The organism is Massilia sp. IC2-477, from assembly GCF_020707265.1.
Classification (GTDB): Bacteria; Pseudomonadota; Gammaproteobacteria; order Burkholderiales; family Burkholderiaceae_D; genus Telluria.
In genome coordinates this window covers 421176-443075 of record NZ_JAJFEQ010000004.1, presented here as the reverse complement: position 1 = coordinate 443075, position 21900 = coordinate 421176, and the positions used below count along the sequence as shown (strand labels likewise).

Annotated in this window: 19 protein-coding genes; 8 read left to right on the top strand and 11 right to left on the bottom strand. The window is 67.2% G+C overall.

The window, feature by feature from the left end; all coding sequences use genetic code 11:
• Positions 1-87 precede the first annotated feature (87 nt).
• The gene (locus tag LK542_RS10820) at positions 88-1620 is read left to right on the top strand and encodes a methyl-accepting chemotaxis protein (RefSeq protein WP_227811905.1); all 1533 of its coding nucleotides are present in this window, start codon (positions 88-90) and stop codon (positions 1618-1620) included.
• 15 nt (positions 1621-1635) lie between these two features.
• Here LK542_RS10820 and LK542_RS10815 read toward each other — a convergent pair whose 3' ends face one another.
• From LK542_RS10815 to LK542_RS10805, 3 genes are all read right to left on the bottom strand, one after another.
• Positions 1636-2157 (bottom strand): PH domain-containing protein, encoded by a 522-nt coding sequence (locus LK542_RS10815; RefSeq protein WP_227799221.1) that lies wholly within the window; start codon positions 2155-2157, stop codon positions 1636-1638.
• Positions 2154-3353 carry an acyltransferase family protein gene (locus LK542_RS10810; protein WP_227811904.1) on the bottom strand — a complete coding sequence of 400 codons (1200 nt, stop codon included), beginning with the start codon at positions 3351-3353 and terminating at the stop codon, positions 2154-2156. The genes LK542_RS10815 and LK542_RS10810 overlap by 4 nt, the downstream gene beginning before the upstream one ends.
• Positions 3354-3441: 88 nt before the next feature.
• Positions 3442-4131, bottom strand: a complete 690-nt coding sequence (locus LK542_RS10805) for a sigma-70 family RNA polymerase sigma factor (RefSeq protein WP_227811903.1) — start codon at positions 4129-4131, stop codon at positions 3442-3444.
• Between the two features lie 144 nt (positions 4132-4275).
• Between LK542_RS10805 and clpP the strand changes: the two genes are divergently transcribed.
• Positions 4276-4884: an ATP-dependent Clp endopeptidase proteolytic subunit ClpP gene (gene clpP, locus LK542_RS10800; RefSeq protein WP_227811902.1), complete on the top strand. Its 609-nt coding sequence runs from the start codon at positions 4276-4278 to the stop codon at positions 4882-4884.
• A 58-nt stretch (positions 4885-4942) separates the two neighbouring features.
• Here clpP and LK542_RS10795 read toward each other — a convergent pair whose 3' ends face one another.
• From LK542_RS10795 to LK542_RS10785, 3 genes are all read right to left on the bottom strand, one after another.
• Positions 4943-6760 carry a M61 family metallopeptidase gene (locus LK542_RS10795; protein ID WP_227811901.1) on the bottom strand — a complete coding sequence of 606 codons (1818 nt, stop codon included), beginning with the start codon at positions 6758-6760 and terminating at the stop codon, positions 4943-4945.
• A 125-nt stretch (positions 6761-6885) separates the two neighbouring features.
• The gene (locus LK542_RS10790; protein ID WP_227811900.1) at positions 6886-7326 is read right to left on the bottom strand and encodes an RcnB family protein; all 441 of its coding nucleotides are present in this window, start codon (positions 7324-7326) and stop codon (positions 6886-6888) included.
• 103 nt (positions 7327-7429) lie between these two features.
• A complete protein-coding gene (locus tag LK542_RS10785) occupies positions 7430-8239 on the bottom strand; it encodes a PhzF family phenazine biosynthesis protein (RefSeq protein ID WP_227811899.1) in 810 nt (269 codons plus the stop codon).
• A 99-nt stretch (positions 8240-8338) separates the two neighbouring features.
• On the opposite strand from LK542_RS10785, the gene LK542_RS10780 reads away from it, so the two are divergent.
• Positions 8339-11521 carry an error-prone DNA polymerase gene (locus tag LK542_RS10780; RefSeq protein ID WP_227811898.1) on the top strand — a complete coding sequence of 1061 codons (3183 nt, stop codon included), beginning with the start codon at positions 8339-8341 and terminating at the stop codon, positions 11519-11521.
• Here LK542_RS10780 and LK542_RS10775 read toward each other — a convergent pair.
• Positions 11518-13134, bottom strand: coding sequence for a PAS domain-containing methyl-accepting chemotaxis protein (locus LK542_RS10775; RefSeq protein ID WP_227811897.1), 1617 nt, complete (start codon positions 13132-13134; stop codon positions 11518-11520). The two genes, LK542_RS10780 and LK542_RS10775, sit on opposite strands and share 4 nt — an antisense overlap.
• A 177-nt stretch (positions 13135-13311) precedes the next feature.
• Here LK542_RS10775 and LK542_RS10770 point away from each other — a divergent pair, with 177 nt between their 5' ends.
• The 3 genes from LK542_RS10770 (at position 13312) to LK542_RS10760 (ending at position 16177) form a co-directional block, all read left to right on the top strand.
• Complete coding sequence (locus LK542_RS10770) at positions 13312-13821, top strand: gluconokinase (RefSeq protein ID WP_227811896.1); 510 nt, start codon at positions 13312-13314, stop codon at positions 13819-13821.
• Positions 13822-13924: 103 nt separating this feature from the next.
• Positions 13925-15523: a mucoidy inhibitor MuiA family protein gene (locus LK542_RS10765; RefSeq protein WP_227811895.1), complete on the top strand. Its 1599-nt coding sequence runs from the start codon at positions 13925-13927 to the stop codon at positions 15521-15523.
• Positions 15524-15631: 108 nt separating this feature from the next.
• On the top strand, positions 15632-16177 hold the full coding sequence (locus LK542_RS10760) for a c-type cytochrome (protein WP_227799210.1): 546 nt from the start codon (positions 15632-15634) through the stop codon (positions 16175-16177).
• A gap of 15 nt (positions 16178-16192) precedes the next feature.
• Here LK542_RS10760 and LK542_RS10755 read toward each other — a convergent pair whose 3' ends face one another.
• Positions 16193-18442 (bottom strand): penicillin-binding protein 1A, encoded by a 2250-nt coding sequence (locus tag LK542_RS10755; RefSeq protein ID WP_227811894.1) that lies wholly within the window; start codon positions 18440-18442, stop codon positions 16193-16195.
• Between the two features lie 161 nt (positions 18443-18603).
• Between LK542_RS10755 and LK542_RS10750 the strand changes: the two genes are divergently transcribed.
• On the top strand, positions 18604-19110 hold the full coding sequence (locus tag LK542_RS10750; RefSeq protein WP_227811893.1) for a hypothetical protein: 507 nt from the start codon (positions 18604-18606) through the stop codon (positions 19108-19110).
• Positions 19103-19513 (top strand): DUF4352 domain-containing protein, encoded by a 411-nt coding sequence (locus tag LK542_RS10745; RefSeq protein ID WP_227799207.1) that lies wholly within the window; start codon positions 19103-19105, stop codon positions 19511-19513. The genes LK542_RS10750 and LK542_RS10745 overlap by 8 nt, the downstream gene beginning before the upstream one ends.
• On the opposite strand, the gene LK542_RS10740 is transcribed toward LK542_RS10745, so the two are convergent.
• The 3 genes from LK542_RS10740 to LK542_RS10730 all read right to left on the bottom strand — a co-directional run bounded on the left by LK542_RS10740 (position 19510) and on the right by LK542_RS10730 (position 21864).
• The gene (locus tag LK542_RS10740; protein ID WP_227799206.1) at positions 19510-20046 is read right to left on the bottom strand and encodes a TetR family transcriptional regulator; all 537 of its coding nucleotides are present in this window, start codon (positions 20044-20046) and stop codon (positions 19510-19512) included. The genes LK542_RS10745 and LK542_RS10740 overlap by 4 nt on opposite strands.
• 35 nt (positions 20047-20081) lie before the next feature.
• Positions 20082-20618: a dihydrofolate reductase family protein gene (locus LK542_RS10735; RefSeq protein ID WP_227811892.1), complete on the bottom strand. Its 537-nt coding sequence runs from the start codon at positions 20616-20618 to the stop codon at positions 20082-20084.
• An 85-nt stretch (positions 20619-20703) separates the two neighbouring features.
• Complete coding sequence (locus tag LK542_RS10730; protein WP_227811970.1) at positions 20704-21864, bottom strand: YaiO family outer membrane beta-barrel protein; 1161 nt, start codon at positions 21862-21864, stop codon at positions 20704-20706.
• Between the last annotated feature and the right edge of the window lie 36 nt (positions 21865-21900).

Sequence of the window (21900 nt, the reverse complement as noted above, 5' to 3'; positions counted from 1 at the left end):
ACATGCGCTACTATGATTTTAAAAGGTGCGCACCTCTCTTTAGTGAGATCTTGCGTAACAGCTCATCACATGAAGAGAAAGACAAGGATGTTGAAGAACCTGAAAATCGGCGCCCGGCTCGCATGCGGTTTCGGCGCCATCGGCATGCTGACACTCCTGCTGGCGGCGATCGCCCTGGTGCGCATGGGGGACACGGCGCACATGGTGGCCGAAGAGAAGCAGATCCGCACCACCCAGCTCGCACAACTGATCGAGCTTCGCGAGGCGCTCGGTCAGACCGGCCTCGCAGCGCGCAATGCCTACATCTACGAGCGCGACGAGGACGCGCTCAGGGAGCTCGACGTGCTGGACCAGCAGCGCGCCATCTTTGTCGATCGCCTGCAGAAACTGGAACCCATCCTCGGCGAGCGTCCCGACTTCCGCAAGGCCAGCGCCGGACTGCATGCCATGGCGCGCGAGCTGGCGCGACCCCGCCAATACCGCAGCGCGAAACAGATGAGTGAGTTCGGCGTCTTCCTCGTTGCCGAATGCAGCCCCTTGCGCCGCCAGATCGTGGCCGATCTCGATGTGGTCATCAGGAATATCGAGACCCGGATGAATACCGCCAGCGACCGTGTCGATTCGGTAGTGGCAAGCTCGCGCACCATCGTGGTCGCCATTGCGGCGATCGCCCTCGCGATCGGCGCGGCCCTGGCCTACTGGGTCACCATCAGCATTACCCGTCCGCTGCGCGAGGCGTCCCGGTTTGCCGAGGCCGTGGCGGTGGGCGACCTGACGGCCCGCATCGATACCTCGGCGGGCGACGAGATCGGCACGCTGTCGCGCTCCCTGGCAGGGATGAGCGCCGGCCTGGCGACCATCGTCAACGGCGTACGCCAGGGAACCGGATCCATCACCACCAGCAGCCGCGAGATCGCGTCCGGCAACCAGGACCTGTCGGCCCGCACCGAGTCCCAGGCCAGTTCCCTGCAGCAGACTGCCAGCACCATGCATGAGCTCACCGATGCGGTCAACCGCAACGCAGAAGACGCACGTTCGGCCAGCCTGCTGGCGACCGAAGCATCGCGGATCGCGGACCGCGGCGGCGCGATCGTCGGGGAAGTCGTCAAGACCATGGGCGACATCAGCCACGCCTCGAGCCAGATCGTCGACATCATCGCGGTCATCGACGGCATCGCCTTCCAGACCAATATCCTGGCCCTGAACGCGGCCGTCGAGGCGGCCCGCGCGGGCGAGCAGGGAAGGGGATTCGCGGTTGTGGCTGGGGAGGTGCGCCTGCTTGCGCAACGCTGCACCAGCGCCGCAAGCGAGGTCAAGGCGCTGATCCATGCATCGGTAGCAAAGATCGACGACGGCACCAGCCTGGTCGACGAATCCGGCAAGACCATGCGTGAGCTCCTGGGCAGCGTGCAGCGCGTCAGCGTGCTGATCGAACGGATCGCCGCTGCCAGCGACCAGCAGGCCGCGAGCGTCCGCGAGATCAATACCGCGGTCGGGCAGGTGGACGACCTGACCCAGCAGAACGCATCGCTGGTGGAACAGGCAGCCGCGGCGGCCGAATCGATGCACGACCAGGCCCGGGAACTGGCGCGCCAGGTCGAGGTGTTCCGCGTCGCCTGACGCGCGGCGCAAGCCTTATTGCCTGTTGCGCAGCAGCTGTGCGATCTCGTCCAGCTTCGCCTCGATCGCACGCAACGCGGCCAGCTGGGCATCGCCGCCACTTTCCTGCGGGCGCTGGCGCAGCGCTTCGCGCGCCTGCAGGATGCGGGTGCGGAAGGCTTGGGCGTCGATGATGCCGGTCAGCTGCATGTCGGACGCCTGGCCTGCACTGTGGCCCGCCGTCTCGAACTTCAGGGTGCTCAGGTCGAATCGCCGCAGGATCGGGCCTTCGATGAAGGTCACGTCCTGGATGTTCTCGAGCGGGATGGTCTTCTCGGTCGTGACCAGGATGCCCTTCCGGTAGCGCAGGCTGCGCTCGTCGAGGTGGCATTCCAGGCGGTCGAAATAGTGCTGGGCCCACCAGCGGCCCACGCCCAGGAACCAGACGATCGCCAGCGGGATGCCGACGATGGTCGACATCATGACGACGCCGATCTTCAGCACCAGGAAGGGCTTGATCAGGGGATTGAACTGCGCGCGGGTGCCGGTGTCGGTCATGAGGCGACTACCTGGTCCTGGCCGAGCGTCGATGGTCCGGGCTTGTCCTGCCGCCTGCCGTTGAGCAGCACGCCGATGAGCGTATGGCGCACCAGCAGCTGGTAGCTGAGCAGGCAGACGACGGTGGTCGCCAGCACGTTCAGCGCCATCTTGGTCATCGCGTTTGCCGGCAGCGTGTACAGCATGGCGCCGAAGCCGATCGTGCACAGCATGTGCACCAGGAAGACCCAGTAAGAACTCTCGGAGACGTAGCGCAGGACGCGGTTCTGGTGCGGCAGGTAGCGCAGGAACAGGCCGATGAGGGCAAAGCTCCACAGCCAGCTGGCGAGGTTGTAGGAGAAGGCGATACCGGCTTCGAGGTGCGGAACGGATGCCGGCTGGGTGGTGAAGACCTTGAAGCCGGCGAGGGCGACGACGAACACGACGAAGCCGGCGAGCAGTTTGCGCCAGCAGGTCCGGGTAAGGTAGGGCAGCAGCGTGTCCTGGTGGCGCCAGGCCAGCAGGCCGCACACGAAGTACATGCCGTTGTACACCAGCTCGGTCAACTGCGGGATGAAGGAGCCGTTCGGGGCGAGCATGCCGGCGCGGTAGAAAGAAGCGACGATCGCCAGTGGAATGGTCAGCACCAGCGGGCCCCACCAGCTCTTGGCGAGCTTGCGGAAGACCGCATCGACGCCGTCACGGACCGGCGCCGGCAGCCTGCTCCACAGCGGCGCCAGCGCCGCGGTCAGGATGCAGAACCAGATCAGGTAATACAGGAACCACATGTGCATGGTGTTGAAGGGCGAGGCGCCGGCGCCCTTGCGGGCCAGCAGCGACATGTCGATGCCCACGGTACCGCGCGCCATCACGTGCAGGTAGACCAGCATCATGACGGTGGTGCAGACGATCAGCACCGGCCAGAAGATGACAAAGGGTAGGGCCAGGCGGCGCATGCGGTGCGCCAGCATGCCCCTGGGTCCGCGGCGCGCGATCAGCAGGGCCACGAAATAGCCGGCCAGGATGAAGAACACCGGCATGCGGAAGACGTGGATAAAGACCAGGATCAGGTCAGCGACCGGCGTGGTCTGCGAATCGCGCCACGGCAGGGGCAAGGTACCGGTGGTGTGGTTGATCGCCACGTGGAGCAGGATGCCGAGCCACATCATCACGGCGCGAAGGTTGTCGAATGCGTGAAGCCGGCTGGGCTGGTCCATGGTGTTCCGTGTGATGGTGGAGGCCCTGTATGGACGCTCTCCGGAAAGAGAGATGACTATATGCCAATTACAAGCTGGTGTCTCTATTTCATGCGGCCAGGGTAAGCGTGTAATGCGCATCGTTGGCGCAGGCACGGTGTCCCATGCTGGCAGGCGCCGCATACACCGACAGCGGCTGCTCGCCGGCGAGCAGATTCACGACCGCCGCCACGTCCATGCCGTTGATCGCGGCCTGGAAGCGGCGCAGCAGCTCGCGGCACAGCTTTTCTTCCAGGCGCACTTCGTCAGGCAGCACGCGCAGTCGGCGGCGCGCACGCGCCAGGTGCTGGCGCGCATTCGCCGTCCCAGTGCCCAGGATGGCCGCGATGTCGGCATGGCTGCAATCGAGCACCTCGTGCAACACGACGGCCAGGCGCTCGGCCGGCGACAGGCGCGCCAGCAGGAGGCCCAGCGCCTCGGCGAGTTCAGCCTGGCGCAGCAGGCCCTCCTCGGGCAGCGCGGGCGGCGCGCAGGGCAGCAGTTCCAGCGCGATGTGCGCGGCCGCCTCGTCGCGGGCGCGCCGGCGCAGGCGGTCGATCGACTGGTGCTGCACGACGGTGGTCAGCCAGGCGGCCGGCGTGGCCAGCGTGCCTTGCTCGGCGCCATGCCACTTCAGGAAGCAGTCCTGCACGATGTCCTCGGCCTCGGCACTGCTGCCGACGATGCGGCAGCTGATTGCCGTCAGGCGCGGGCGCAGCCGTTCGAATACGGCGCCGTCGGGATCGGAAGTGGATGGCATGGCGGTCTCCTGTCGCGGTGGTGTCCCACTTGACGCTCGAGAAGGGCCGGATGTGACAGGCGCGATAAAGATTTTTTTATTCGTCACATGGCGCCGGCGGCGAGCGTCAAGCGGCTGTTACTACTTTACCGCGAAAGGACGACCATGATGTTGCAAGCTCCAACAGGACTGGGCCTGGTGCCCACCGTGATCGAACAGACCGGGCGCGGCGAACGCGCCTTCGATATCTATTCGCGCCTGCTCAAGGAGCGGGTGATCTTCCTGGTGGGCGAGGTGACCGAGCAGTCGGCCAACCTGATCGTGGCCCAGCTGCTGTTCCTGGAATCGGACAACCCCGACAAGGACATCGCGCTCTACATCAATTCGCCCGGCGGCTCGGTGTATGCCGGCATGGCGGTCTACGACACCATGCAGTTCATCAAGCCGGACGTCTCGACCCTGTGCACCGGCTTTGCCGCCAGCATGGGTTCCTTCCTGCTGGCGGCGGGCGCGCGCGGCAAGCGCTACGCCCTGCCGAATGCCCGCATCATGATCCATCAGCCGCACGGCGGCTCGCAGGGCGTGGCGGCCGACATCGAGATCCAGGCGCGCGAGATCCTGTACCAGCGCCACCGGCTCAACAGCCTGCTGGCCGAACGCACCGGGCAGCCCTTGGAGCGGATCGAACGGGATTCGGACCGCGACAATTTCATGTCGGCCGGGCAGGCGGCGGAGTATGGGCTGATCGATCGGGTGCTGGAACAGCGCCCATGAAAAAACCGCGGCGCCGGTGGAGACCGGGGCCGCGGCTTTTGCGGAGTACGTCGAAGGATTACTGCTTCTTCGCGTCCTCCTTGGGCCAGGCGACGCCCAGCAAGGCTGCGTTCATCGCCTGCTGCGCGCTGCTTGCCTTGTCGAGGGCCTTGATCTTGGCCTTGCCTTTCGGGCGCTGCTGCGGCGTGATCGGCATCTCGACCAGCTCGTCGCGGCGGAACAGGTGCAATTTGAACGGACCGGCTTTGGAGAGCGACATTTTGTCGCCGATGTCCTTGGCGGAGACGCGCAGGCCGTTCACCGCTACCAGGGTGTCGCCCGAGACCACGCCGGCCTTCCATGCCGGGCTGTCGCGTTCGACGACGGTAACCACCGCCGGGTCGCTGCCTTCGCGCAGGGTCCAGCCGGCCCACCATTCGGTCTTCTGTTCCTGGTCCTTCGGCACGTCGACCACTTTTTGCAGGCCGACCTGGGCCAGCAGGCTGTCGAACGGGATCTCGGCGGTGCCGTCCACGTACTGGGCCCACCAGGCGCTCCAGTCCTGGCCGCTCACGGCGCGCAAGGCCGCCAGCACGGCCGGCACGTCATAGCCGCCCTGGGCGGTCGAGTGCTTCTCGAACAGGATGCGGTGCACGTCTTCCAGGCCGCGCTTGGCGCCGGTCTGGCGGCGCAGTTCGATGTCCATCATCAGCGCCAGCAGCTGGCCCTTGGAATAGATGTTGACCGAGGCATTGCGGGCGCGCTCGCCGCCGACCGCGATCCATTCGTCGAAGCTGGCGTCGGCCGCGCTTTGCTGCAAGCGCCCCGGTTGGTGCTGGTAGTCGTCGACCAGCTTGGCGTACTCCTCGAGGAATTCGTCGCGCTTTTCCAGGCCTGCGCGCAGCACGATCAGCTCTTCGAAGTAGGAGGTGTGGCCTTCGGCGATCCACAGCAGGCGGTTGTAATTCTCGTTCTGGTAGTCGTAAGGGACCATCTCTTTCGGACGGTAGGCCTTGACGTTCCAGGTGTGGAAGAACTCGTGCGCGGCGACGCGCAGGAAGTCGAGGTAGCCCTTGCGCGGCGCGTAGGTCCAGCGCGGTTTCTGGATCACGGTGGAATTCGCGTGCTCGGTCGCGCCGCCCACGCCGTCGGTGGCGTGGACGATGAACAGATAGCGCTGGAAGGGATACTTGCCGCCGTAGAGCTTCGCGGTTTCAAGCACGATCTTCTTCAGGTCGGTCATCATCTGCTTGCCGTCGTGGTTGCCGCGGCCCCAGATCGCCAGCTCGATGGTGCGGCCATCGACTTTATCCGTGTAGAACTCGTGGATGCCGGTCTCGATCGGCGCGTCGATCAGCACGTCGTAATTGGGGGCGACGAAGCAGTGGTCGCAGCTACCTGCGTCCATGCCCGAGCGCGACTTCCAGTTCTGCGGCACGTCCAGCTTCACCTTGACCGGCTCCTTGCGGAACGGGGCGGCGTAGACGAACACGCCGCTGGCATCCAGGTAGGCGTGGGTGTCGTCGATGTGGCGGGTGCGTTCGCCCAGCAGGTTCGCGTACAGCTCGTACTGCACCGTCACCGCGTCGCCCGGTTTGGTACGGACCTGCCAGGTGCCTTTGTCGGTCTTGGCGACCGGCAGCGGCTGGCCCTTGGCGTCGAAGGCCTTGAACAGGCGCACGCCGTTGGCGAGGTTCAGGATGTTGTAGCGACCGGTGCGCCAGTTCGGCATTTGCACGTCCAGCGTGGTGCCGGACGTCGCCGGGAAGCTGGCGCGCACTTCGGCCAGATGCTGGGCCGCGTCGGTAATCTTGAGCTGGTAGTCGACGTCGGCGCGCGCGCTGGCGGTCGCACCGAGCAGGAGCAAGGGGAGGGCGTAGGAAAAGAGTGGTTTCATGTCCGCAGAATGGATGAGCTCTGGTAGAGCGTGCGCGGAAGTGTATACCAGCTCGCGCGCGGCGGACAGCCTTGCCTGGTGTAAGTACGGCCACGCCGTGCTGGACGGCGTGGCCCGGCTGCTCCCTAGTTGCTCAGCAGGACCTGTGCGATCAGGCCGGTGGCGATGGCCGCCAGCACGTAGTCGTTGCCGGCGCGGACCCAGTGATGGCCACGCGGAGGCGCGCTCAGGTGGCGCGCACGCCAGTCGGTGACGACGTAGCGGCTGTCACGGTATTCCCGGTCCAGGCGCTGGCCGCGGCGCAGGTCGTGGCGCGGTCCGCCGCCGCGACGGTCGTCGCGATGATATTGACGGGCGTCGTAGTAGCGGTCGTTATGGCGGCGGTCGTTGTCGAAGCGGCGATCGTTGTCGCGGCGGTCATTGTCGTAACGGCGGCTGTCCTGCCCGTAGGCGTGGCCATTGCGGTTGTCACGGTCGTAGCCATGGTCGCCGCGCTGGGCGTACGCGCTGCCGCTGGTGGCCATGGTCAGGGCAATCAATGCCGATGCGAACAAAGTCGATTTCATTTTCACTCTCCTGTTGACGCGCTGTGCTTTCGCGATGGGTTCATTACACCGCGAACCGGGCCGAACAGGTGAAGCGAAGCGGTAAGGATTGCTACCAAACGTATCAGGGCCGGCCGGCGATGGAGTCGACCACGGCGCATGGTTCTGCGCGGCCGCCAACCAGGATCGCGCCATCTTCCACCTGCGTCTGGATCAGGCACGACTGGCCAGTGGCCCGTCCCTGCAGCAGGGTGATGCCGTGTCCCAGCAGGGCGGTGAGCGCGCCGGCCGCCACGCCGGTGGCGCTGTCTTCCAGGGCCGGGTCGAGGTGGTTGAAATTGCGGCCTTCGTAGCGGTCCGCATCGGCACCACCTTGCAAGCGGCACCAGGCATAGATGCCGTTGACGCCGGCGTCCTTGCCCCAGGCGGTAATCGCTTCCAGGTCCGGATGCAGCGCGTACAGGGTCGCTGCATCGGCGACTTCCACCAGCAGTTTCGGGCTGCCCACCGAGGCTAGCTGCGGGGGCGATACCGGCACCAGACCGGGATCTGCCAGCAGGCGCGCGGGCAGGTCGGACGCGAGCGCCGGCTGCACCACCTGCTGCGCCTGCAGGCGGATGTAGAAGACATCCGCGTCGCGCAGCAGCTCCAGGCGCTGGCCGCGCATGGCCGTCGTCACCGCCAGCATGGGGGCTTGCGGATGGCGCGCGAACAGCACGTGGGCCACGGCCAGCGTGGCGTGCAGGCACAGCGGGCTGCGCATGTGCGGGTAGTAGAAATCGACGACATCTCCGTCGAGGTAGACACAGGTGGTGTTGCGTGCCTTGGCGAAGGCGCGGCGCGTGTCTTCGTTTGACGCGTCTCCTTCGATCACGAGGGCGGGATTGCCGGTGCCTGGCGTGGCCCCAAAACACTTCAGTGCACGGATCTGCATGCGATTTCCTTGTCGAACAAGCCGTCTCGGTTATACTGTGTTTTTATACAGTATTGCTGGTTTGACTAGCATTGTATCCCCTTTGCCTAGTGCCTGCCGATGACCGATCCGCTCTCCACGCCACCCCAGGTTTTGCCTCCCTATGCGGAGCTGTTCTGCCTGTCGAACTTCTCCTTCCTCGAAGGAGCCTCGCATGCGGAAGAACTGGTGGCGCGGGCGGTCCAACTCGATTACTTCGCCCTGGCGCTGACGGACGAATGCTCGCTGGCCGGCGTGGTACGCGCCCATGCCGAAGCAAAAAAGGCCGGCCTGCCGCTGGTGATCGGCGCCCACTTCCACCTGAAATACCCGGACGGCAGCCCCGCGCTTTCCTTGATACTGCTGGCCAAGAACCGCAACGGCTACGGCAACCTCTCCGAGCTGATCACACTGGGCCGCACGCGCAGCGCCAAGGGCACCTACTTCCTGACCCTGGACGACCTGGCCCGGCCCGCGCCCGCCTACGCGCACCTGAAGCACATGCCGGACTGCCTGGCGATCCTGCTGCCGCACTATCCCTCGCACGAGGCGGCAGACGTGGACCGCCTGCACCAGCAGGCCGCCTGGATGGCGTCCACCTTCCCGGGGCGCGCCTGGCTCGGCCTGGTGCTGCTGCACCGCGCCTTCGACGAGCCGCACCGTGAAACCGTGGAAGAGGTGGGCTGGCAGCACGGCCTGCCGATCACGGCGCTCGGCCACGTAGTGATGCACGTGCGCTCGCGCAAACCCCTGCAGGACACGCTCAGCGCCACCCGCCTCAAGAAGCCGGTGGCGGAATGCGGCTACGGCCTGGCCCAGAACGCCGAGCAGCACCTGCGTTCGCGCCTGCGCCTGGCCAACATCCATTCGCGCGAGGCGCTGGCCGAGACGGTACGCATCGCGCGCCTGTGCACCTTCTCGCTCGACGAACTGCGCTACGAATACCCGGACGAAGTGGTCCCGTCCGGCCACGATGCCACCAGCTTCCTGCGCCAGGAAACCTATATCGGCGCGCACCGGCGCTTCCGCGACGGCATCCCGGCCAAGGTGCAGGCCCAGATCGAGCACGAACTTGGCCTGATCGCCGAGATGCAGTACGAGCACTACTTCCTCACGGTGTACGACATCGTGCGCTTCGCCCGCTCGCAGCATATCCTGTGCCAGGGCCGCGGCTCGGCCGCCAATTCGGCGGTGTGCTACTGCCTCGGCATCACCGAGGTCGACCCGGCGCGCGCCAGCCTGCTGTTCGAGCGCTTCATCTCGAAGGAGCGCAACGAGCCGCCCGACATCGACGTCGACTTCGAGCACCAGCGCCGCGAAGAGGTGATCCAGTACATCTATGCGAAATACGGGCGCGAGCGCGCGGCGCTGGCGGCGGTGGTGATCAGCTACCGCCCCAAGAGCGCGCTGCGCGACAGCGGGCGTGCGCTCGGCATCGACCTGGCCATCGTCGAGAAGGTGGCCAAGACCCACCACTGGTTCGACAGCCGCGCCGACCTGGTGGGACGCCTGGCCGAAGCGGGCCTGGACCCGGAATCGCGCCTGGCGCAGCAGTGGGCCACGCTCGCCCACAAGCTGCTGAACTTCCCGCGCCACCTGTCGCAGCACCCGGGCGGCTTCGTCATCGCGCGCGGCAAGCTGTCACGCCTGGTGCCGATCGAGAACGCCACCATGGCCGACCGCAGCGTCATCCAGTGGGACAAGAACGACCTGGAAGAACTCGGGCTGATGAAGGTCGACGTGCTGGCGCTGGGCATGCTGTCGATGATGCGGCGCGGCCTGGAACTGGTGGGCCAGCGCTACGGCAACCTGTTCGAGATGCAGGACATCCCGCCCGACGACAAGGCCACCTACGACATGATCTGCGCGGCCGACACCGTGGGCGTGTTCCAGATCGAGTCGCGCGCCCAGATGAGCATGCTGCCGCGCATGCGCCCGCGCCGCTTCTACGACCTGGTGATCGAGGTGGCGGTGGTGCGCCCCGGCCCGATCCAGGGCGGCATGGTGCATCCTTATTTGCGGCGGCGTCAGGGCCTGGAACCGATCCATTATCCGAGCGACGAAATGAAGCTGGCGCTGGAGCGCACCCTGGGCGTGCCGATCTTCCAGGAACAGGTGATGCAGGTCGCGATCCTGGGCGCCGGCTTCACGCCGGGCGAAGCAGACCAGCTGCGGCGCGCGATGGCGGCCTGGAAGCGCAAGGGTGGCCTCGAAAAATACTACGACCGCATCGTGCGCGGCATGCTCGAGCGCGGTTACACGCTCGAATTCGCCGAGGCGATCTTCAGCCAGATCCAGGGCTTCGGCGAATACGGCTTCCCCGAATCGCACGCGGCCAGCTTCGCGCTGCTAGCCTATGCCAGCTCCTGGCTCAAGTGCCACGAACCGGCGGCTTTCCTGTGCGCGCTGCTCAACAGCCAGCCGATGGGCTTCTACAGCCCTTCGCAACTGGTGCAGGACGCGCGCCGCCATGGCATCGAAGTGCGCCCGGCGGACGTCGCCATCAGCGGCTGGGATTCGACCCTGGAAGAGCTGGATCCGACCGACCGCTCGCGCCAGCCGGCGGTGCGCCTGGGCCTCTCGCTGCAGCGCGGCCTGAAGCAGGAAGTCGCCCTGCGCATCGAGATGGCGCGCGCGGTGCGTCCTTTCGACAGCGTGGCCGACCTGGCGCGCCGCGCCCAGCTCGACCGCGGCGACCTGCAGGTGCTGGCCGGCGCCAACGCGCTGCAGTCGCTGGCCGGGCACCGGCGCGAAGCGCTGTGGCAGGCGGTGGGCGCGGTGCCCGACCGCGACCTGCTGCGCCCGACCACGCCGCAGGAAGAGCAGCCGCAGCTGGCCGCACCGTCGGAAGCCGACGAGATCGTGGGCGACTACCGCGCCCAGGGCCTCACCCTCGGGCGCCATCCGCTGGCCCTGCTGCGCGAAGGGCTGCTGGCCAGGCGCTTCATGCCGGCTTCCACGCTTGCGGATTACGCCGACGGCCAGCTGGCGCGCGCCTGCGGCCTGGTGACGGTGCGCCAGCGCCCGGGCACCGCCAAGGGCGTGCTGTTCATGACGCTGGAAGACGAGACCGGGAACATCAACGTGATCGTCTGGCCGACCCTGGTGGAGCAGCAGCGGCGCGAGGTATTGAATGCCCCGCTGCTCGGGGTATACGGCATCTGGCAGAAGCAGGGCGAGGTACGCCACCTGGTGGCCAAGCGGCTGGTGGACATGTCGCACCTGCTCGGGAAACTGCGCGCCCCGAGCAGGGATTTCTGTTAGGCCGCGAGGCGCAGCTGCGCCTTGCCGCGCACGGGCAGGGCAGGCGCCGACGCGCCCATGTGCAGGCGGAACACCGCCAGCGCGTCGGCCACGCTGTCGGCCTGTTGCGCCAGCGATGCCGCGGCCGCTGCCGCTTCCTCGACCAGGGCGGCGTTCTGCTGGGTGATGGCATCGAGCTGGCCGACCGCCTGGTTGACCTGCCCCAGGCCGCCGCTCTGTTCGATCGTGGCGGCCGCGATTTCTTCCATCACGCTGCGCACGCTATCGACCGCGTCGATAATCTCGCCCATGGTCTGGCCGGCCAGCGCGGTCAGGCGGCTGCCGCTGTCCACGGTGGCGATCGAAGCGTTGATCAGCCCCTTGATTTCCTTGGCGGCGGCAGCGCTGCGCTGCGCCAGGTTGCGCACTTCGCTGGCGACCACGGCGAAGCCGCGGCCCTGTTCGCCGGCGCGCGCCGCCTCGACCGCCGCATTCAGCGCCAGGATGTTGGTCTGGAAGGCGATGCCGTCGATCAGGCCGATGATGTCCAGCACCTTGTGCGAAGAGCTGCTGATCGCCTCCATGGTGCTGACCACTTCGCCGACAGTGCCGCCGCCGCGGGCCGCCATGCTCGCCGCGCGCATCGCCAGTTCGTTCGCGGTCTTCACGTTGTCGCCGTTCTGCGCCACGTTCTGGGTCAGCTGCTCCATGCTGGCGGCGGTTTCCTCCAGGCTGGAAGCCTGCGATTCGGTGCGGCCGGACAGGTCCATGTTGCCGCTCGCGATTTCGCCGGTCGCATGGCGGATCCCGTCGAAATTACTGCGCACGTCGCCGATCACGCTGAACAGGTTAACCGAGGTCTGGCGCAGGGCGGCCACCAGTTGGCCCATCTCGTTGTCGCTGCGGTTGTCGATGCGGGCGGTCAGGTCGCCACCGGCCAGGCGGCGCGCGAAGGCGGTCGCCTCGTCGAGCGGCGCCAGCACGTTGCGGCGCAGGCTGAGCCAGAGGTTGACGGCGACGCCTAGCGAGACCGCCATCGCCAGCAGGCTCCAGGGCGCGGCGCCGAGCCGCCAGCCTTGCGCCAGGTTGACCAGCAGGACAGTCGCCAGCACGCCCATGCCGGCGTTGACCTGGGTCCGCAGCGGCAGGTTGCGCAGTGCTGCCAGGCGGCCTGCCAGACCGCTTTTCAATACGCGCCCATGGCGCAGCACCAGCTTGCGCGGGTTGCCCGCCTTGAATTCCGCATACAGCGCGGCGGCCGCCTCGACCTGTTGGCGCGAAGGCTTGGTGCGCACCGACATGTAGCCGCATGCCTTGCCATCCTCGAGTACTGGCGTCACGTTCGCATAGACCCAATAATGGTCGCCGTTCTTGCAGCGGTTCTTGACCATCCCGCTCCATGGCAGGCCGGCCCGGATCGTCGCCCACAGGTCGGCAAAAGCTTCTACCGGCATGTCGGGGTGGCGCACCAGGTTCTGGGGCGCGCCGATCAGTTCTTCTTCGGTGAAACCGCTGACTTCGATGAAGTAGGGGTTGGCATACCGGATGTTACCCTGCAGGTCGGTGGTCGAGACGATGGTCCGGCCATCGGCAAGGAGGTATTCCTGGTTGGTGATGGGGGTATTGACGCGCATGGGGGGGAGATCCTCATATCCGGTGCAAAATCGACAAAAAATGACGAATTCATACGATTTCACACATGAAAACGCGCCATTTACTGTTGAGTAGTATAGTCATCAATCAATTTTGTCATATACAAGAATTGCTTGATGGCACCAAAATACAACGCATGAATACGAGATATGCATGAAATGAATCCGCCGCTATGGGTCGTCATGGGCGTGAGCGGCTGCGGCAAGAGCGACATCGGCCGGCGGCTGGCGCAGGCCCTGCAGGCCCGCTTCATCGAGGGCGATGCCTTCCACCCGCCGGAAAACGTGACGAAGATGGCGGCCGGCGTGCCGCTCACGGACGAGGACCGGCGCGGCTGGCTGCTGGCCCTGCGCGCCGAGCTGCAGCGGGCGGCAGGCGCAGGAGAGGGGGCGGTGCTGTCCTGCTCCGCCCTGAAGCGCATCTACCGCGATGTCCTGCGCGGGAGCGATGCCGGCGCGGTCTGCTTCGTCCACCTGACCGGTCCGCGCGAGCTGATCGCCCAGCGCATGGCCGCGCGCAGCGGCCACTTCATGCCCGTGTCGCTGCTCGACAGCCAGCTGCGCACCCTCGAACCCCTGCAGCCGGACGAATGCGGCCTCACGCTCGACCTGCGCGAGTCGCCGGCGCGCCTGGTGGAGCAGGTGCTCGCAGCCGCCCGGACCAGCTGAAACGTCTCGTTACACATGAGTTGCCCCGCTGTGGCTTTGTGTGTTTTTCTGGCGCCCCGGCTCTGTTACGCTTCCTGCATCACCAATAACAAAAAGGGATTCCATGGACATCAAGCCGCAATGGACAGCCGTCCTGGCGCTGGTCGCTTCCAATGCCTTTGCCATCGAGGCACCGATCCAAAGCGTTACCCTGTATCCCGGCAGCGCCACGGTGGAGCGCGTGGTGCAGGTCACACCGGGCATGACCCAGGTCGAGATCACGGGCCTGCTGGCCAACTTCAGCACCGACACCCTGCGCCTGCAGGCCGACCCCGGCATCCAGGTCGGGCAGGTGGTCACCCGCGACCAGGCCTCGGCCGACAGCCGCAATCCGCGCGAAGCGGAGCTGGAAGCGAAGATCCAGGCACTGCAGGACCAGCTCACCGTCATCGATGCGGACTACAAATCGGCGCAGCTGGTCCAGGGCTACCTCGAGCGCCTGGGCGGCGGTGAGGGCAGTCGCACTGGCCCCAGCGATCCCAAGGCCTTGCTGGGCACGCTCGATGCGATCCGCAAGGGCGGCAGCGACGCCCTGGCGCGCATGCACGAGGCCGAAGTCAGGAAGCGTTCCGTGGCCAAGCAGCTGGAAGCGCTCAAGAGCGACCTGGAGAAGGTCCAGGCGAATTCGCGCCAGAGCCGCACCATGACGGTGTCCGTGTCGGCGAAGCAGGCGGGCCGGCTGGTGCTGAGCTATCAGGTCAACCGCGCCGGATGGAAGCCGCTGTATCGCGCCTCGCTCGATTCGAACGCCTCCAGCATCGAGCTGGAACGGATGGCCGCGATCTCGCAGAAGACTGGCGAGGACTGGAGCAACGTCAAGTTGCGCCTCTCCACCGGCCAGCCAAGCCAGACGGCCTACGCGCCCGATCCCCAGCCGTGGCTGCTGACCTGGCGCCCGCCCCGCGAGCAGCAGGAAATGATCCGCTACCGCTACGCTCCCGCACCGGCTCCGCCGCCGGCGCCGGAAGCTGTCACGGTGGCGAGCTCGCGCAACATCCGGCCTGCGGATGACTACGTGGCGCCCATCGTGGAAACGCAGGGGAATTTCACCACCGAATACGAGGTGCCGGCCAGGGTCAGCCTGGCGGCGGACGGCCGCGAGATCTCGGTCGGACTGGCGAAGCAGAACCTGGCGGTCAAGCAGCTGGTGCGCATCGCGCCGCGCACCAGCAGGGACACGGCGGTGCTGACGGTCGACGCGGCGCGACCCGAGGGCGTCTGGCTGCCGGGCCAGGTGCAGCTGCGCCGCGATGGTTCCTATGTCGGCGCGCTGTACTGGAATCCGCAGGACAGCGAACGCTTCACGATGTCCTTTGGCCGCGATCCGCTGGTGCGCGTCACCGTCGAGAACCGTGACGCGAAAGCGGGGCAGGTCGGCATCTTCAAACAGGAGAACCAGAAGCGCATTGCCGACACCTATGTGGTGACGAGCTTCCACCGCCAGCCGATCGACATCCTGGTGCTGGAGCCGACCCCGGTCAGCCAGGACGACAAGATTGCGGTGAAGGTGGCGCTCAGCCCGGAGGCGAACCTCAGGGACTGGCAGCAGCGCCGCGGCCTGGTCGGCTGGGAGCGCAGCCTGAAGCCGAACGAGACGGCGCGCTTCAACGTCGACTACGTGATCGACTATCCGAAGGAGGGGACGGTCCAGGGCCTGCCCTGAATCAAAACCGGGAAATATGTACACATTCCCCCCCGCGTGGGGCTGCCGCGGATGGCGAATGGCGATTATCGTGTCGCCATTCGATCAGCACACCCCGAACGGACCACCATGATCAAACTTATTTACAAGACCTCGCGCGCACTCTCCCACGCGGCCAAGCACGCCGCCGTGCACGCAGCCATGCTGCTGGTGCTCGGCATCCCGGCCCATGCGGCCCAGAACACTCCCGCTGGCGCGAACGCGTCGGCGCAGGGCAAGTACATCGAACGCGGACGCTACCTGGTCAAGGTCGGCGGCTGCAACGACTGCCACACCGCGGGCTATGGCATGAGCGCCGGCCAGGTGCCGGAAAAGGAATGGCTGACCGGCGACCAGCTGGGCTGGCACGGCCCGTGGGGCACGACCTATCCCACCAATTTGCGCCTGTCGATGAACGCCATGAGCGAAAACGACTGGATCAGGATGGCCCAGACCATGAAGGCGCGCCCGCCGATGCCCTGGTTCACCCTGAACACCATGGACAAGGAAGACCTGCGCGCCATCTACCGCTTCGTGCGCCACCTCGGCCCGGCCGGCAAGCCGGCGCCGGCGGGACTGGCGCCGGGCGTCAAGCCGGCCGGTCCGGCGATCCTGTTCCCGGCCCCGCCGAACTGAACCTGCCGCGGCGCTTCATTGCGCCATGATCGCCGCTGCAGCCGCTTCCGACGATGGGGGCGGCTGCTCGGCAAATTCCGCATACACCCAGTCCCCGCTAGAACGCACCAGCCCCTCGGGCGCGGGGCGCTCGCGTTGCGGCGTCTTCGCCAGCGCCACCCGCATGTAGTCGACCCACACCGGCAGCGCCATCGTCGAGCCGTATTCGCGCCCGCCCAGCGAGCGCGGGTCGTCGTAGCCCATCCACGCCACCGCAACCACATTGCCGCCATAGCCCGCGAACCAGGCGTCGATGGCATTGCTGGTGGTGCCGGTCTTGCCCGCCAGGTCGCCGCGGTTCAGCAGGCGCGAGGCCTGGGCGGCGGTGCCGGCCCTTGCCGCGTCGCGCAGCATGGAATCCACGATAAAGGCGTTGCGCGCATCCAGCACGCGCGCGTTTTCCTGCGGCGCGCCCGGCTTGCCGCTTTCGAACAGGACCTTGCCGTCACGGTCCTGGATCGTCATGCCGAGCTGCGGCTCGACGCGGTAGCCGCCGTTGGCCAGCACGGCGTAGGCGCCGGCCATCTGCAGCGGCGTCACCGCGCCGGTGCCGAGGGCCAGGGTCAGGTTGCTCGGGTGACGCGCCGGGTCGAAGCCGAAGCGTCCCAGGTGCTCGCGCGCATGCTCGACCTCGACGGCGCGCAGCATGCGCACGGTGGGCACGTTGCGCGAATGGGTGAGCGCATGGCGCATCGTCACCGGACCCTCGAACAGGTTGTCGTCGTTGCGCGGCGACCAGTTGGCATAGGCCTTCTCGCCCGACAGATCGAGCGGCTCGTCGAGGATGGTGGTGCCCGGGAAGAAACCGCGCTCCAGCGCCGCCGAATACACGAAGGGCTTGATGCTGGAGCCGGGCTGGCGCCAGGCCTGGGTCACGTGGTTGAGCTTTTGCAGCTGGAAGTCCACGCCGCCGACCAGCGCGCGTACGCTGCCGGTCTGGGCGTCGAGGGCGACAAATGCCGCAGCCACCTGCGGCAACTGGGTGATCGCCCAGCCATCCTTGCCGTTGCGCGCGATGCGGACGACGGCGCCCGGCGCCAGCTTGACGCCGGCCCTGGCCGCGGGCGTCAGGGCCGGCGCGGCGAAGGCAAGCCCGGCGCCGCTGATCTCGACGGTATCGCCGTCGCGGGGGGCGACGCGCACCCGCTTGGGCGAGGCCGACAGCACCACAGCCGGCGCGAAACCGCTCACCGCCGGCTGCTTCTGCAGCGCTTCCTGGATCGCCTCGGTGCGCGCCTCGCCCGCCTTGGGCAGGGCGATGCGCGCTTCCGGGCCGCGGTAGCCGTTGCGGCGGTCGTAGGCGATGGCGCTGCGGCGCACCGCCTCGTAGGCGGCGGTTTGTTCGGCCGCATGGATGCTGGTGGTGACGGTGTAGCCGTGCTCGTAGGCAGCCTGGCCGAAGCGGGCGTAGGCCGCCTGGCGCGCCAGCTCGGCGACGTATTCGGCGCCCGCGCCCGGACCGCCGCCGTCGCGCCGCACGCGCAGCGGCTCGGCCAGCGCCTTGCGGTACTGGGGCTCGCTGATCTTCCCGAGCTCGAACATGCGCTTCAGGACCGCGCGCTGGCGCTGTTGCGCGCGCTCCGGATTGGCGACCGGGTTATGGCGCGAGGGGTTTTGCGGCAGCCCGGCCAGCATCGCCATCTCGGCCACGCTCAGCGACTCGAGCGGCTTGCCGAAATAGGTGCGTGCGGCGCTGGAGAAGCCGTAGGAGCGCTGGCCCAGGTAGATCTGGTTCATGTAGACCTCGAGGATCTGGTCTTTCGATAAGGCCTGCTCGATCTTGTAGGCCAGCGCCACCTCGGTCAGCTTGCGCGGCAGGGTCTTGTCGCGCGACAGGAAGAAGTTGCGCGCCACCTGCATGGTGATGGTGGAGCCGCCCTGGGCGTGACCCATCGCAGCGATGTTGGCCTTGGCCGCACCGAGCGCGCGGATCCAGTCGATGCCGCCATGCTCGTAGAAGCGCGCGTCCTCGATCGACAGCACGGCTGCCTTCATCAGCGGCGGGATCTTCGCGATCGGCACGAAGTCGCGCCGCTCGGCGCCGAATTCGCCGATCAGGACCTTGTCGGCCGAGTACACCCGCAGCGGGATCTTGGGACGGTAGTCGGTGACGGCGCCGATGTCCGGCACCTCGTCCAGGATGCCGGCAGGGGCGGCGGCCGGCAGCAGCAGGGTGGCGAGCAGCGTGGCGCGGGCGGCCAGGCGGGGCAGGGAAGCGTGGAACATGAGCTAGAAAAGGGAATGGTTGAATGCGGCGCGATCTTACCGCCATCGCGCGGCAAGCGCAGCAGGAACCGCGAAGGTAGCGCAAAACGGCTTGCCGGGGCTCAGGTATCGCTACCGCAGGCCGCCCCGCACTGCGGGTTATACTGGGTCGAGCCGTCACGATGGGAGGAATGCATATGCCGCGCACCGGCGAACGGGATGGATACCTGGTGATCGACTGGTCGTTCGCGTGGGATCCCTCGCTGGCCGACCTGCTGGCGGTCGCACCTGAGCTGGTGCTGGGCCGGCGGGTGGCGATCGTCTCCTGCGACAGCGGCGCCTACCCCCCATCCGCGGCCGAACTGGAAGCAGGGTGGTGCAGGGAAGGCGATGTAACGCTCAGCGCCGGCGTCGCAAGTATCGACTGCCTGCCCACGCCGGGCTTCGACGAATGGTACGTGTTCGACGACGCCCCCGCCGTGTTCCCGGTGCGGCAGCACGTCAATGTATTCGGCTTTTCCGTATTGGCCGAGAACGACGAAGCCAGGGCGTTCTGGGAACAGGTCCGCCAATGCAGGCCGCGCCACGTGCTGGGAACAGGCACGCCACATATGTTCGTCGTCACCCGTGACGGTGGACTGTTCGAGCGCCTCCGAAACCGTGAGCTCCTGGAGGATACGGATGACTAAGGCTGTGCACACATCGCTCTATCGGGTAAAACGGCTGAGCCGCCACGTGTTGCGCCTGCCGCTGTACTGCATCCTGGCACTGCTGGTCGTCATCTTCATCGACCTCGCCGTGCCCGCGCGAATCACAGTGACGGTGACCAACCGCGGCAGCGAACCCCTGCGCGGCGCTGTCGTCCACGTAACCGGAAACGCCTATCCCATCGGCTATCTCGCGCCCGGCGAACGCAAATCGGTGTTCGTGGAGCCCCAGGGCGAGAGCGACGTCGAACTGGCGTTCGAACCAGGCCGACGCTTGACCATCGGGTGCTACCTCGAACCTGGTTACCAGGCCCTGGTGACGGCCGAGGTCACGGCCGACCGGGTGCTCGCCGATACCTGCGAGATCGATTTCTCGCTGTTCTAGGTACGATTACCGGCGACAGGATCTGCGAGCCGCTCCAGCATGCAGTCCAGCGCCCGTCCGTACTGCACGCGCATGGCCTCAAGCTGGGCGCCATCGCCGCGCGCCGCGCACAGTGCGAGGCCGCTGCCGTGCACATGGTCGACCAGGATGTCGCGCCACAGCAGATGCCCGGGCGTGAGGGACGACAGCAGTCCGGTGAGGTGCTGGGTGATGCGCTGCGCCGTGCCGGCGAAGGCGGCAGGTTCGGCGAAGACTGCCAGGGTCAGCTGCGGATGGCGGCCGACGGCGTCGTGGTAGCGGGTGAGCAGCGCCCGAACCTGTGTGCGCGCGTCGGCGCCGGCATCGTTCTCGTCGAGCACGGCGCCGTACACACGCTCGCACAAGGCCTGCAGCAGGGACGCGCGGTCGCCGACATGGTGGTAGAGGCTCATCGGGGTGACGCCCAGGCGCGTGGCAAGCGCACGCATGCTGACATTGGCGCCGTTCTCGTCGAGCAGGGCCAGCGCGGCGCCCAGGATGGCCTCGCGCGTCACGCCCGCGCCTCCTGGGGGGCGGCCACGGGGCCGGCTCATCGCAGGAAGCGGTAGGTGGATTGCACCAGGCCCGAAGGGAAGCTGCGGCTGGCTACCAGGGCCAGTGCCACGTCCCGCGCCAGCGCGCCGAACAAGGGGCAGCCGGCGCCGATCAGGACTGGGACGGTGCTCAGCACCACGTCTTCGACCAGGCCGGCGCGAATGAAGGACTGCACCAGCTGCCCGCCGTCGACATAGACCCGGCGCACGCCCTGTGCTGCCAGCTGCGCCATGGCCTGCTGGGGCGTGGCGTCGGAAAAGCTAACCCTGCCTTCGAGGGCCGCTGGCACCGCCGTTCCGGCCAGCCGGCGCGACAGCACCAGCACGGGGCGATCATAGGGCCACGGGTCGAAGCCGAGCGCCTTCTCGTAGCTGCCGCGGCCCATCACGATGCAGTCCTTGTCCGCGATGAACTCGTCATAGCCGTGGTCTTCGGATGGATCGTCACGCTGCAGCAGCCAGCCGATGTCGCCGTCGGGACGGGCGATGTAGCCGTCCAGGCTGGTGGCGATAAAAATGTGCCCAGTGATCATGTAACGCCTCGTCGTTATTTATACAGCGTATATTTTAGTTGGCGAAGGGCGAGGGCGCGATCGGTCAAAAGACAGAGCGGCCGGCTTACCAGCGGCGATACAGCCCGACGCTGAGGCCGCGCTCGCGCGCCTCGCTCGCGCCGCCCGCGCCGCTCCTGGCGAATCTGGCGCCGACCTTGCCGCCCCAGTGGCGCGACAGGTAGTGGACCCAGGTGAGGCTGCCACCACCGGAGCGCGCGCGGCCCCCGGTGAGCGAGAGCGGGTCGTCGCTGCGGCCGCGGTTCGCGCTCATCTCCAGGTAGCTGGCGCCGTCGCCCGCGCTGTCGCCGGCGTAGTACCAGCGGGCCAGCAGGCGCTGGCCCGCGCCGCGCGAGTTATCGGAGACGATGTTCTGGTGGCGCAGCTGCACATAGAAGTCGCCGGCATATTTACCGAGGCCGACCCCATGGATGTTCACGCGCGACTCGAAGCCGAGCACGTCCTCGCTGAGCGATGCTTCCCAGCCCCTGCCCAGCGACTGGTACAGCTCGACGCGACCCGAATTGGCCGGGAACAGGCGCCCGGCCGGCGCGCGCTGGTAGCGCAGGTTGGCGTACGCGCCGTCCCACAGGCTGGCGTAGGCGTCGACGGCCCATGCGCGGCCGCTCTGGTCGAAACGGTGGGCGCGCAGCGCTTCGAAGCCGATCGAGCCGCGCTTGCCGTAGTGGCGCAGGCTCAGGGTCTGGTCGTTCCAGCGCGGGCCGGCGCCAACGTCCTGCCAGCTGCCGGACAGACCCGCGGTCCAGGTATAGCCCGAGGCGATCGCGGCTTGCGGCGTGCCGGGACGCGGCTGCATGGCGCGCAGGGCGCGCTCGCGCGCCGCCAGCGTCGCGGCATCACCGGGACGCAGCACTGCGGCGCGCCCGTAGGCCTCGGCGGCGCGGGCCGGCAGGTCCTGCCATTGATAGAGATTGCCGAGTGCGAACCAGACATCGGCATAGTCGGGCGAGGCCTTGGCCGCCGCCGTCAGGTCGGCTTCCGCCTCGCTCCAGCGCTCCAGGCGGCTGAGCACGATGCCGCGTCCGAGCAGCAGGTCCACGTTGCCGGGTGCGCGTGCGAGCAGGGTGTTGTAGGCCGCCAGCGCGAGTCCGGGCTGGCCGGCATTCGCCAGGCGGCGGGCTTCTGCGTACTGTTCATCGAACGAGGTGGTAGCGGCAGGCTGGACCTGGGTGGTTTCGGTGGGCGGCTGCTGGTAATCGAAGGGCATGGGCAAGGAAAAATGGGCGCTGTGCAGGCAAAACTT

What these genes read in the sequence shown, in the direction of transcription:
- LK542_RS10790 (WP_227811900.1), bottom strand. Translation starts at nt 7,326, where the DNA reads ATGAAATCGACTTTGTTCGCATCGGCATTGATTGCCCTGACCATGGCC.
- LK542_RS10755 (WP_227811894.1), bottom strand. Translation starts at nt 18,442, where the DNA reads ATGTTCCACGCTTCCCTGCCCCGCCTGGCCGCCCGCGCCACGCTGCTC.
- clpP (WP_227811902.1), top strand. Translation starts at nt 4,276, where the DNA reads ATGATGTTGCAAGCTCCAACAGGACTGGGCCTGGTGCCCACCGTGATC.
- LK542_RS10770 (WP_227811896.1), top strand. Translation starts at nt 13,312, where the DNA reads ATGAATCCGCCGCTATGGGTCGTCATGGGCGTGAGCGGCTGCGGCAAG.
- LK542_RS10820 (WP_227811905.1), top strand. Translation starts at nt 88, where the DNA reads ATGTTGAAGAACCTGAAAATCGGCGCCCGGCTCGCATGCGGTTTCGGC.
- LK542_RS10815 (WP_227799221.1), bottom strand. Translation starts at nt 2,157, where the DNA reads ATGACCGACACCGGCACCCGCGCGCAGTTCAATCCCCTGATCAAGCCC.
- LK542_RS10730 (WP_227811970.1), bottom strand. Translation starts at nt 21,864, where the DNA reads ATGCCCTTCGATTACCAGCAGCCGCCCACCGAAACCACCCAGGTCCAG.
- LK542_RS10780 (WP_227811898.1), top strand. Translation starts at nt 8,339, where the DNA reads ATGACCGATCCGCTCTCCACGCCACCCCAGGTTTTGCCTCCCTATGCG.
- LK542_RS10760 (WP_227799210.1), top strand. Translation starts at nt 15,632, where the DNA reads ATGATCAAACTTATTTACAAGACCTCGCGCGCACTCTCCCACGCGGCC.
- LK542_RS10750 (WP_227811893.1), top strand. Translation starts at nt 18,604, where the DNA reads ATGGGAGGAATGCATATGCCGCGCACCGGCGAACGGGATGGATACCTG.
- LK542_RS10745 (WP_227799207.1), top strand. Translation starts at nt 19,103, where the DNA reads ATGACTAAGGCTGTGCACACATCGCTCTATCGGGTAAAACGGCTGAGC.
- LK542_RS10735 (WP_227811892.1), bottom strand. Translation starts at nt 20,618, where the DNA reads ATGATCACTGGGCACATTTTTATCGCCACCAGCCTGGACGGCTACATC.
- LK542_RS10795 (WP_227811901.1), bottom strand. Translation starts at nt 6,760, where the DNA reads ATGAAACCACTCTTTTCCTACGCCCTCCCCTTGCTCCTGCTCGGTGCG.
- LK542_RS10805 (WP_227811903.1), bottom strand. Translation starts at nt 4,131, where the DNA reads ATGCCATCCACTTCCGATCCCGACGGCGCCGTATTCGAACGGCTGCGC.
- LK542_RS10785 (WP_227811899.1), bottom strand. Translation starts at nt 8,239, where the DNA reads ATGCAGATCCGTGCACTGAAGTGTTTTGGGGCCACGCCAGGCACCGGC.
- LK542_RS10810 (WP_227811904.1), bottom strand. Translation starts at nt 3,353, where the DNA reads ATGGACCAGCCCAGCCGGCTTCACGCATTCGACAACCTTCGCGCCGTG.
- LK542_RS10765 (WP_227811895.1), top strand. Translation starts at nt 13,925, where the DNA reads ATGGACATCAAGCCGCAATGGACAGCCGTCCTGGCGCTGGTCGCTTCC.
- LK542_RS10775 (WP_227811897.1), bottom strand. Translation starts at nt 13,134, where the DNA reads ATGCGCGTCAATACCCCCATCACCAACCAGGAATACCTCCTTGCCGAT.